This is a genomic window from uncultured Tepidimonas sp. (genome assembly GCF_938045175.1).
Lineage (GTDB): Bacteria > Pseudomonadota > Gammaproteobacteria > Burkholderiales > Burkholderiaceae_C > Tepidimonas.
This window is the reverse complement of the sequence record NZ_CALIND010000159.1, coordinates 1-10,045: the sequence shown is the minus strand read 5'-3', so window position 1 is coordinate 10,045 and position 10,045 is coordinate 1. Positions and strand designations below refer to the sequence as shown.

General features: G+C 63.0%; 10 protein-coding genes and 2 pseudogenes. 8 read left to right on the top strand and 4 right to left on the bottom strand.

The genetic code is table 11. The features are described 5' to 3' along the window. The 4 genes from Q0716_RS08310 to Q0716_RS08295 form a co-directional block, all read left to right on the top strand. The coding region (locus tag Q0716_RS08310; protein ID WP_299021923.1) for a chemotaxis protein CheW at positions 1-1,926 on the top strand (1,926 nt) is incomplete at its 5' end. Between the two features lie 28 nt (positions 1,927-1,954). Then, entirely contained in the window at positions 1,955-2,791 is an 837-nt protein-coding gene (locus tag Q0716_RS08305) for a CheR family methyltransferase (RefSeq protein WP_299021920.1), read from the top strand. Next, positions 2,788-3,423 (top strand): chemoreceptor glutamine deamidase CheD, encoded by a 636-nt coding sequence (gene cheD / locus Q0716_RS08300; protein WP_299021918.1) that lies wholly within the window; start codon positions 2,788-2,790, stop codon positions 3,421-3,423. The genes Q0716_RS08305 and cheD overlap by 4 nt, the downstream gene beginning before the upstream one ends. Positions 3,424-3,440: 17 nt before the next feature. Next, positions 3,441-4,577: a chemotaxis response regulator protein-glutamate methylesterase gene (locus Q0716_RS08295; RefSeq protein ID WP_299021916.1), complete on the top strand. Its 1,137-nt coding sequence runs from the start codon at positions 3,441-3,443 to the stop codon at positions 4,575-4,577. A 12-nt stretch (positions 4,578-4,589) separates the two neighbouring features. On the opposite strand, the gene Q0716_RS08290 is transcribed toward Q0716_RS08295, so the two are convergent. Beyond that, positions 4,590-5,366 (bottom strand): hypothetical protein, encoded by a 777-nt coding sequence (locus Q0716_RS08290; RefSeq protein WP_299021914.1) that lies wholly within the window; start codon positions 5,364-5,366, stop codon positions 4,590-4,592. A 270-nt stretch (positions 5,367-5,636) separates the two neighbouring features. Between Q0716_RS08290 and Q0716_RS08285 the strand changes: the two genes are divergently transcribed. From Q0716_RS08285 to Q0716_RS08275, 4 genes and pseudogenes are all read left to right on the top strand, one after another. Beyond that, complete coding sequence (locus Q0716_RS08285) at positions 5,637-6,572, top strand: branched-chain amino acid transaminase (protein ID WP_299021911.1); 936 nt, start codon at positions 5,637-5,639, stop codon at positions 6,570-6,572. Further along, a complete protein-coding gene (locus Q0716_RS08280) occupies positions 6,569-6,799 on the top strand; it encodes a zinc-finger domain-containing protein (protein ID WP_299021909.1) in 231 nt (76 codons plus the stop codon). The genes Q0716_RS08285 and Q0716_RS08280 overlap by 4 nt, the downstream gene beginning before the upstream one ends. 11 nt (positions 6,800-6,810) lie before the next feature. Beyond that, positions 6,811-7,089 (top strand): annotated as a pseudogene (locus Q0716_RS10950) (glycosyltransferase); the annotation flags it as partial. Positions 7,090-7,121: 32 nt separating this feature from the next. Next, positions 7,122-8,411 (top strand): O-antigen ligase family protein, encoded by a 1,290-nt coding sequence (locus Q0716_RS08275; RefSeq protein ID WP_299021907.1) that lies wholly within the window; start codon positions 7,122-7,124, stop codon positions 8,409-8,411. On the opposite strand, the gene Q0716_RS08270 is transcribed toward Q0716_RS08275, so the two are convergent. The 3 genes and pseudogenes from Q0716_RS08270 to Q0716_RS08260 form a co-directional block, all read right to left on the bottom strand. Then, complete coding sequence (locus Q0716_RS08270; protein ID WP_299021905.1) at positions 8,338-8,829, bottom strand: thioesterase family protein; 492 nt, start codon at positions 8,827-8,829, stop codon at positions 8,338-8,340. The genes Q0716_RS08275 and Q0716_RS08270 overlap by 74 nt on opposite strands. Before the next feature lie 37 nt (positions 8,830-8,866). Then, the gene (locus tag Q0716_RS08265; protein ID WP_299021903.1) at positions 8,867-9,640 is read right to left on the bottom strand and encodes an enoyl-CoA hydratase; all 774 of its coding nucleotides are present in this window, start codon (positions 9,638-9,640) and stop codon (positions 8,867-8,869) included. A gap of 26 nt (positions 9,641-9,666) precedes the next feature. After that, positions 9,667-10,045 (bottom strand): annotated as a pseudogene (locus Q0716_RS08260) (acetyl-CoA C-acyltransferase); the annotation flags it as partial.

Here is a 10,045-nt window from a genome sequence, read left to right as displayed (position 1 = left end):
TTGGTCGCGCGCATCCGCCAGCTGGCCAGCGGGCAGGCCGCTGCCCCCGTCGCTCCACCCCCACCGCCCCCTCCGCCCCCACCACCGCCGCCCGCGACCGCCGCGCCAGCACCCATGGGGGCTGGCGGCATGCCGGCTGCCGCTCCGCCTGGCGTCCCTCGGCGCCTGCAAGCGCGTATCGGGCCACTGGCTCGGCTCGACCTGGCAGACCCCATCAAGGACTTGTTTCGTGACATTGCCGGGCTAGGCCACATCACCGCCGAGCGCGACGAGGGCGCGTACCGCATCTACGACATCGACACCAGCAGCACCGATGACGAGCTGCTGGATCTGTTCGCCTTCCACGTTGCGCGTGACCAGGTGACGTTGGTGCCGCTGACCGGGGCACCCGAACCCGCGGCATCCACGGCATCGCCGATGACGGCATCGGCCGTCGGGACCAGCGTGGAGCACAGCCGCGACGTCATCGAGGAGGGCTTCGGACTTTTCGCTGGCGCCCCCGGCAGCCCCGTGGCGGGTACCCAGCCGGATCCAGCGACCGGCGCGCCAGTGCCTGGCAAGGACGAAGTGCATGGCTACGGCCTCTTCGCTGGCGCGCCGGGCAACCCCATCACGCCTGTCGAACACGCCGCCAGCGTGCAGGCCGAGACCCAGGCGCATTTACACCCCGCTCAGGGCGACGCCGGCGCGCCGAGCGCGGAAGCGCGCACGCGTGAATCGGCGGCCAAGGCCGCACGGCAGGCCTCGACGGCGCAGCTCGAGACCACGACGCTGCGCGTGTCGGTCAGCAAAATCGACCAGCTCATCAACCAAGTGGGCGAACTCGTCATCACCCAGGCCATGCTGGCGCAGTACAGCCGAGACCTGGACGCTACCCTGCACCAGCAGCTGCTGGCGGGCCTCGCCGATCTGGAGCGCAACACGCGTGACCTGCAGGAATCGGTCATGTCGATCCGCATGATCCCAATGTCGGTGGTGTTCAGCCGCTTCCCACGCATGCTGCGCGACCTGGCCAGCAAGCTCGGCAAGAAGGTGGAGCTGGTCACGCACGGTGAGGCGACCGAACTCGACAAGGGCCTAATCGAAAAGATCACCGATCCCCTGACCCACCTGATCCGCAACAGCTGCGACCATGGCATCGAGCTGCCCCATGAGCGCCTGGCCAAGGGCAAGCCCGAGGTGGGCACGATCACGCTGTCGGCGGCGCACCAAGGGGGCTCGATCCTCATCGAAGTGCGCGACGACGGCCGCGGCCTGTCGCGCGCCAAATTGCTGAAAAAGGCGCGGGAAAAAGGCATCCCCTGCTCGGACGACATGAGCGACAGTGAGGTCTGGCAGCTCATTTTTGCGCCGGGCTTCTCCACCGCGGAGGTAGTCACCGATGTCTCGGGACGCGGCGTCGGGATGGATGTCGTGAAAAAGAACATTTCGGCGCTGGGCGGCTCGGTGGAGATCGACTCCGCAGAAGGCTATGGCATGAGCGTGCGGGTGCGCCTGCCGCTGACGCTGGCCATCATGGACGGCATGACCGTGCGCGTGGGCAAAGAGGTCTACATCCTGCCACTGTCATCGGTGGTCGAATCGTTCCAGGTACAGGCCAGCGACATCAACACCGTCGCCCAAAGTGCGCAGCTCATCAAGGTACGCGACGAATACATGCCGGTGGTGGAGCTCGACCGCTTGTTCCAGGTGCCCCGCGCGGGCAGCGATCCTTCGGCCAACAGCATCATGGTGGTCATCGAGTCCGATGGCGCGCGGGTGGCGCTCATGGTCGACGAACTGCTGGGCCAACAGCAGGTGGTGATCAAAATCCTCGAAGCCAACTACCGCAAGGTGCCCAACGTCTCCGGCGCCACCATCCTGGGTGACGGCAGCGTCTCACTGATCCTGGACACGTCGTCGCTGGTGCGCCGGGCGCGTCAATAACGGCGCGTTGCGCCCCTACACCACGATGATGGCCGACGCTTCCGCCACCCTGCAGTCCCGCGAGTTCGCATGGACGGTGGCGGATTTCGAGCGCATTCGCCAGCTCATCTACCGCTACGCCGGCATCAGCCTGCACGAGGGCAAGCAGGCCATGGTGTACAGCCGTATCTCGCGTCGGCTGCGCGAGACGGGCCACCAGAGCTTTCGCGCCTATTTGGATTGGCTCGAATCGCACCCGAACAGCGAGGAGTGGCAAGAGTTCGTCAACGCGCTGACCACCAATCTGACGTCGTTTTTTCGGGAGAATCATCACTTCGTCGAGCTGGCGCGCATGGTGCGCGAGGCACCGCCCACGCACGAGTGGAAAATCTGGTGCAGCGCCGCCTCCACTGGCGAAGAGCCCTACTCCATCGCCATCACGATGGCCGATGCATTGGGGCTGCAGGGCCAGTTTCGCATCTGGGCCAGCGACATCGACACGCGCGTGCTGGAGACGGCCACGCGCGGCATCTACAAATTGGAGCAATTGAGCGCGGTATCGCCGGAGCAGCGGCGCAAATACTTTCTCAAGGGCAAGGGCGCCAACGAAGGCTTGGTACGTGTCAAGCCAGATCTGCAAAAACACGTCCAGTTCTTCACGCTCAATCTGGTGGAGGAGTCATGGCCGCTGCGCGAGGAGTTCGATGCGATCTTCTGCCGCAACGTCATGATCTATTTCGACCACGATACCCAACGGCAAGTGTTGCGCCGCCTGCACCGTCTGCTGCGACCGCACGGAACGCTGTTCGTCGGCCATGCCGAAAATTTCAGCGACGCCCGTGACCTGTTCCGCCTGCGCGGCAAAACCATTTACGAAAAATTATGACGGCGTCGGTGCGCACCCCCACCCATGTGCAACAGCTCAAGTCGCGCCCGCGCAAACCGGGTGAGGCTTCTTTTTTCTTCTTCGACCAGCATTTCAAATACGCCGCTGTCAAGGTACTGCCCGGCGAATACTACGTCAGCGATGAAGACATCGTCATCATGACGGTACTGGGCTCGTGCATTGCCGCGTGTATCTGGGACTCGCGACTGCGCATCGGCGGCATGAACCATTTCATGCTGCCCGAGGGGGGCGCCGACACCTCAGGCCGCTATGGCTCGTATGCCATGGAACTGTTGATCAACGAGTTGATCAAGCGCGGCTCGACCCGCGAATACATGCAGGCCAAGGTCTTCGGTGGCGGCGCAGTCATCGCCGGCATGACCAGCATGAACGTGGGCGAACGCAACACCCAGTTCGTGCTCGACTACCTGGCCACCGAGCGCATCCCCGTCGTGTCCAAAGACGTGATGGATATATACCCCCGCAAGGTGGTGTTCTTTCCCGTGACGGGCAAGGCGATGGTCAAACGGTTGGCCCATGCCCACCCGGATACACTGGAAACCCAGGAGCGCCAGGGCGTCGCAACCCGTCTGGCGCAAAGCAACGCCGGCGGTACCGTGGATCTGTTCTGAATCGTTTTCTTGCCCGCATGACGAACAAAATCAAGGTGGTGGTGGTCGACGACTCGGCCTTGGTGCGGTCGCTGTTGACCGAGATCATCAACAAACAACCGGACATGGTCTGCGTCGGTGCCGCCAGCGACCCGCTGATGGCGCGCGAAATCATCCGCGAACGCGACCCCGATGTCATCACGCTCGACGTCGAAATGCCCAAGATGGACGGGCTGGAGTTTTTGTCGCGGCTCATGCGGCTGCGCCCCACACCGGTGGTCATGGTCTCGACGCTGACCGAGCAGGGGGCCGAGACAACGTTGCGCGCGCTGGAATTGGGCGCCGTGGACTTCGTCGCCAAACCGCGCATCGGGGTGGCCAGCGGCCTGCAGCAGCTCGCCGACGATATCGTCGAGAAAATCCGCATTGCGGCGCGTGCGCGCGTGCGGCGCCTGAGCGCAGCCCCTGCGCCCACGCCGACTGGCTCGAGCAGCCCGGCGTTACGCGGCATCACGGGTCACACCGCTTCTTCGCCCCCAGCGGCCCCAGCCCCTGCCACAGCCCCCAGCGGGGTGCGCCTGTCCACCGAGAAGGTGATCTGCATCGGGGCCTCGACCGGCGGCACCGAGGCCATCAAGGAAATTTTGATGGAATTTCCCCCTGATGCGCCTGCCGTGGTCATCACCCAACACATGCCGCCGGGCTTTACCGCCAGCTTTGCGGCCCGCTTGGACAGTTTGTGCCGCATCCGGGTAGCCGAAGCGCGCGACGGCGAACGGATCTTGCCCGGTCACGCCTACATCGCCCCAGGAGGCAAACAGTTTTCCATCGCCCGCAGCGGGGCCAACTACGTCGCGGTGGTGGACGACTCCCCGCCCGTCAATCGCCACAAACCGTCGGTCGAGGTGCTGTTTCGCTCTTGCGCGCGGGTACTCGGGCCCAACGCCATCGGTGTGATGCTGACCGGCATGGGCGCCGACGGCGCGGAAGCGATGAAGGAGATGCGCGACGCGGGCGCTTACAACATCGCGCAAGACGAGGCGAGCTGCGTGGTCTTTGGTATGCCGAAGATGGCGATCCAGGCGGGTGCAGTGCACGAGGTGCTGCCGCTCAAACAAATCGCGCGCGCCATCATGGAGCGCGTCGCGGCCGCCGGCGTGCGACACCGGATCTGAGCACCACGCCCTTCACACCAGCCGATCGAGCTGGCTACCAGGGACCGGTCGAGACTCCCGTTGCGCGGCCTCACCATACGTCTGGGCCGCTTCGTCTGGCGGAAGGTTGGCCAGCGGCCGGGTATTGAGGCGCGCCTGCAATTCCTCCAGCCGCTGGGCGCGCTCTTGCGCGGCCTTGATAGCCTCCTCGCCAATCACCATGTCGACCGCCGCGCGGCTGGCCTTCCACATGTTGGGCAACAGCTCCTTGATCTGGGTGTCGAGCCGCTCGAGCGCGGGATTCTTCACCTCCGGAAAATCCGCCTTGCCATCCGCCCGATTGGGGGTGCCCCCCCCACGGGCACCCTGCGCTCGGGCCGGGTCGGCCTGCGCCGCGCGCTGCTGCGCTTGTTCATCGAGGCGCCGCTGGGCTTGCGCGTCCTCAACCTCGCGGGTGCGACGCTCCTCCTCCGCTGCACGGACACGGGCGGCCAAACCGCCGCCCTCTGCCCCGGCAGCCACCCCGGACTCTTTGGCTGTCGGCGGCGGCAGCCCCGCCCGCTCGGGTGCCGCTGCATTGGCAAACCCGTCTGCGCGCTGCCCCTCTTGCGCTGGCGTGACGGGTGCCAGCACGGGCGGGGCCGCTTGCGCCTGGACACGCGCGGCCTCGCCCTGCGGTGCGACGGCACCGCCCGCAGCGTTCTCGCGCGCCACCGCGTTGCTCGGCCGCGCCGGTGTCACGGGCTGGGCCCGCACGGTCGGCGTCGACTGTGGCGCTGGCGCAACGGCAATCGATGAAATGGTCAACATGGTGCGTCCCTCACAACACCCCGCGCATGAGCTACACGCCCCGCGCTCATCCTCGTTATCGTCCAGCATGAGCCGAACTTTAGGGTGAAAAGTGCCGTTGATCAAACTTTTGTGGGCCGCTCGCGCCGTCACCTTGGCTTGCGGGTCGCCACGGCCGGTCACCGAGGCCGCCGCCCACGTAAAATGGACGCTCGTCACAGTCCGCCGCGCGTCTGACGGTCGCGCATCGCACCGCGCCGGCGCGTCTGCCTCTCAGTAAAGGATCTTTCGATGGCGACACCTCTTCCGCTGCACGACCGCGACGGCAAAATCTGGATGGATGGCGAACTGGTGGACTGGCGCGACGCCAAGGTCCACGTGCTAACCCACACCCTGCACTACGGCTGCGGGGCGTTCGAAGGCGTGCGTGCCTATGCCACCGAGCGGGGCACCGCGATCTTCCGGTTACAGGAACACACCGAGCGTCTGTTCAACAGCGCCAAGATCCTGCGCATGACCATCCCGTACTCGATGGACGAGGTCAACGAGGCGCAACGCACCGTAGTACGCGCCAATGGTCTGCAAAGCGGCTACATTCGCCCGCTGATCTGGATTGGGTCGGAGAAGCTGGGCGTCAGCCCCAAGGGCAACCGCGTGCACCTGATGGTCGCCGCCTGGGCCTGGGGGGCGTATCTGGGGGAGGAAGGCATGAAGCGCGGTATCCGCGTCAAGACCTCCAGCTACACCCGCCACCACGTCAACATCACTATGACGCAGGCGAAGACGGTGTCCAACTACACCAACTCGATCCTGGCCAACATGGAAGCCACCGACGACGGCTACGACGAAGCCTTGCTGCTGGATCCCAGCGGCTTCGTCTCGGAAGGGGCCGGGGAAAACATTTTCATCGTCAAGGGTGGAGTGATCTACACGCCTGACCTCTCCGCCGGGGCGCTCAACGGCATCACCCGCAACACGGTGCTGCACATCGCTCGTGATCTGGGGCTGGAAGTGGTGCAAAAACGCATCACGCGCGACGAGATCTACATCGCCGACGAAGCGTTCTTCACCGGCACCGCTGCCGAAGTCACCCCGATCCGGGAGCTCGACCGCGTCACCATCGGCGCTGGCATGCGCGGCCCTGTCACCGAAAAAATCCAGACCGCGTTCTTCGACATCGTCAACGGACGCAACCCGAAATACACCCACTGGCTGACCCTGGTATGACCATGCAAGCCACCACCGCACACGCCTCCCTGGTCGTCGAACTCGGCGCCGCCGACCTCAATGCCCACGGCGGCGTCCACTGCCCACACCCCAAAGCGGGGATGGAGCTCTGGAACAGCCACCCGCGCGTATTTCTGGACATAGCCAAAACCGGTGAAACCAAGTGCCCCTATTGCGGCACGGTGTATCGACTGCGAGCGGGTGAGGTGGTCAAGGGCCAGCATTGAGCGAGAGTGAGATGTCCTCCGCGCCACTGGGTGCGACTCCCGAACGAGATATCCTTGAACGAGTGACAGTCATCATTGTCACCTACCAAAGCGTACACTGTCTCGACGCACAGGATCCGCTATTGAGCGTATGCCCGCACGTCATACTGATTGACAACGGAAGCGACGATGGTACGCTAGACGTTGCGAGTGCACGTTGGCCACATGCGCGTATCATGGCGCTCAAAAAAAATTATGGTTTCGGCGCCGCCAACAACCTTGCTCTGAGGCACGTAAACACCCCGTGCCGATACGGAGCATTTTCTACGGAAGATTGGACTCTATGTCGCATAAGAACCCTTCATCTTTACCAGTTTTTGAAAAATCGGAAGGGACTATTGGCGGTATTGTTCTGGCTTTTTTTGCCGGTTTTTCCTCATTCTTGCCGATCGGCATGGTCTATCTTTCCATGCTGGCCCTCCTGGCTTATTTAGTCATTCAGGGTTCACTTCGGAGCCGTCTGCTCTGCATCCGCGACGACAAATTCCTACAATTAGCACTGGTAGCTTTCCTCATCGTCCCGCTGCTCTCTCCAATATGGCATGGACACTACGACCAGACAGATACCCGAATCTTTCATACGATACGGGTGGTCGCAGTCATCATCGTTGGTTTGTCGTTGAACGATTTCGAACGCCGCTCTTTTCTCCTCGGCATTCTGGGCGGCAGTGCGTTCGTACTTATCACCATCTGGGTTGATCGATACTTCTACAAGATACCCCTCATCAAACCATTTGAAGATATTCTCATCGTAACTGGCAATGCGGGATCACAAAAAATGATAATGCTTGCCTGCGTGAGCAGCTTTCTTTTTTGGCTCGGTCTGGCATCCGAAAACAAATCAAGACTCGCATATTTTTCCATTGCACTCATTACGGCAACAACGATTATCTTTCACGGGATCTCCCGCAACGCCTACATACTTCTGGCCATTCTGCCTGCTGTCGCATTGGTATACCGCTTTCGCTCGATAAAAGGATTGCTTCTTTCGGCATCAATAATGATTACCATTGTCGCTACCGTTATGGCAACATCAAAAACCGTACAGGACAGGGTATCGCAAGCCGTTTCAGAAACCAAAAACTACGTAAACACAGGGGTTTACCAATCTTCAGTCGATGTTCGCGCGGAAATGATGCGATTTGCGATCGGCAAAATGCAGGAATACCCTATTACTGGCACCGGCACGGGATCCTGGGCTCTATACTGGAAAGATCACGCCTCAGCCAATCCCAGTGTAGCAGGCATCAACAATCCACATAACGATTACCTTTTGGCCGGAATGGAAAACGGGATTCCCGGCCTTTTATCGATTGTTTTTTTGCTGCTTTACTTTGCCATTCGAAACTGGAAAGCAAAGGATAAATTTGGAGGCATTGCCTTCATTATGACGGTTGCGATCGCGTTCTCCGCCTTGGTAAACGCGCCCTTTCGGGATGCAACCCTTGGTATGTCCCTAATTTTTGCGATGGCCGCATTCACGCGGCCTCCTGCCACTGTCACGACACGATATACACCCCCGCCCCCGTCGCCAGCAGCTTGCCGTCGAGGGCGAGGAAGGCCATGCGCGTAGAGGCCACGCGTGAGCCCAGGCGCAGTACTTCGGCTTCCAGTCGAAAACCTTCGCCAATACCGGGACGCAGATAGTCCACGCGTAGGTCGATGGTGCCGAGTTTCGCAAAACGCTGCAGCCGCTGCGGCACGGGTTCATCCATGTGGCGCGCGCCGATGGCCGCCATCACGGCCAGGCCGCCCATCGCGTCCAGACTCGCGCTGATGACGCCGCCGTGGATGCGATGGTAGGCAAAGTGCCCCACCAGATCCGGGCGCATGTCGATGTGGGCGGCTACGCGCTGGGGCTCGATGGCATCGATGCGTAGGCCCAAGACGCGGTTGAAGACGATCTTTTGCTCGAAAATCTCGCGCACGCCGTCGATGAACTCGGCTTCGAACGGCGGCATCGGGGACGCAGCGGCAGCGGAGCGGCTCATGGTTGGCGCACGCGAGTCGTCGAGTAAAAGGATGGCACTACACCCGGCTGAAGTCGGGCGTGCGTTTTTCGAGAAACGCTTGGAAAGCCTCTTTGGCGGCGGGGCCGCGCAAGAGTTGCGCAAACACGGTGGCCTCGTCGTGGATGCACTGCACCACGGCGTTTTGCTGCGCGCCCTTCATCAGTCGCTTCGTCTCCACCAGCGACGTCAGCGGTTTGGCGGCCAGTTTGCGCGCCACCTGCTGGGTGTAGCCGTTGGTCTCGTGGGGCGGCAACACCTTGTTGACCAGGCCCACCTCCAGCGCCGCCTCGGCGTAGATGGGCTCGCCCAGCAGCAGCGCCTCGGCCGCGCGGTGGTAGCCAAACATCTGCGGCGCGATCAGGCTCGACGCGCCTTCGGCGCACAGCCCCAAGTTGACAAACGGCATCGAAAACGCCGCGTTGTCGCCCGCGTAGACCAAGTCGCAGTGGAACAACATCGTCGTCCCGATGCCAACGGCGGGTCCGCACACCGCCGCCAGCAGGGGCTTGGGGAAGGTCGCAATCGCCCGCAGAAAGCGAAACACGGGGCTGTCCGTGCCCGCCGGCGGTTGGTGGAGAAACTCCTCGATGTCGTTGCCGGCGCTGAACATGGCCTCTTGCCCCTGGATCACGACCACCCGCACGGCGGCGTCGTTGGCGGCGCGGTCCAGCGCTTCGGCCAGGGTGGCGTACATGGCGCTGGTCAGCGCGTTTTTGCGTTGCGGGCGGTTGAGGGTCAGGGTCAGCACACCGCCCTCGGTGTGCTGCAGGATGTCTTGGGTTGCGGTCACGGTGTCGCCTCCGGTGGTCGCGGGCATCATACCCGCTCGAAAATGCCGGCCGCCCCCTGCCCCATGCCGACGCACATGGTCACCATGCCGTAGCGCAACCGGTGGCGGCGCAGCGCGTGCACGACGGTGGCCGAGCGGATGGCGCCGGTGGCCCCCAGCGGGTGGCCCAGCGCGATGGCGCCGCCCATCGGGTTGACCTTGGCGGGATCCAGGCCAAGCTGGTTCATCACCGCCAGCGACTGCGCGGCAAAGGCTTCGTTGAGCTCGATCCAGTCCAAATCGTCTTGCTTCAGGCCGGCGGCCTTGAGCGCGGCGGGGATGGCTTCGATCGGCCCGATGCCCATGATGTGCGGTGGCACCCCGCGGCTGGCGTAGCTGACAAAGCGCGCCAGCGGCTGCAGGCCA

What these genes read in the sequence shown, in the direction of transcription:
- Q0716_RS08305 (WP_299021920.1), top strand. Translation starts at nt 1,955, where the DNA reads ATGGCCGACGCTTCCGCCACCCTGCAGTCCCGCGAGTTCGCATGGACG.
- cheD (WP_299021918.1), top strand. Translation starts at nt 2,788, where the DNA reads ATGACGGCGTCGGTGCGCACCCCCACCCATGTGCAACAGCTCAAGTCG.
- Q0716_RS08295 (WP_299021916.1), top strand. Translation starts at nt 3,441, where the DNA reads ATGACGAACAAAATCAAGGTGGTGGTGGTCGACGACTCGGCCTTGGTG.
- Q0716_RS08290 (WP_299021914.1), bottom strand. Translation starts at nt 5,366, where the DNA reads ATGTTGACCATTTCATCGATTGCCGTTGCGCCAGCGCCACAGTCGACG.
- Q0716_RS08285 (WP_299021911.1), top strand. Translation starts at nt 5,637, where the DNA reads ATGGCGACACCTCTTCCGCTGCACGACCGCGACGGCAAAATCTGGATG.
- Q0716_RS08280 (WP_299021909.1), top strand. Translation starts at nt 6,569, where the DNA reads ATGACCATGCAAGCCACCACCGCACACGCCTCCCTGGTCGTCGAACTC.
- Q0716_RS08275 (WP_299021907.1), top strand. Translation starts at nt 7,122, where the DNA reads ATGTCGCATAAGAACCCTTCATCTTTACCAGTTTTTGAAAAATCGGAA.
- Q0716_RS08270 (WP_299021905.1), bottom strand. Translation starts at nt 8,829, where the DNA reads ATGAGCCGCTCCGCTGCCGCTGCGTCCCCGATGCCGCCGTTCGAAGCC.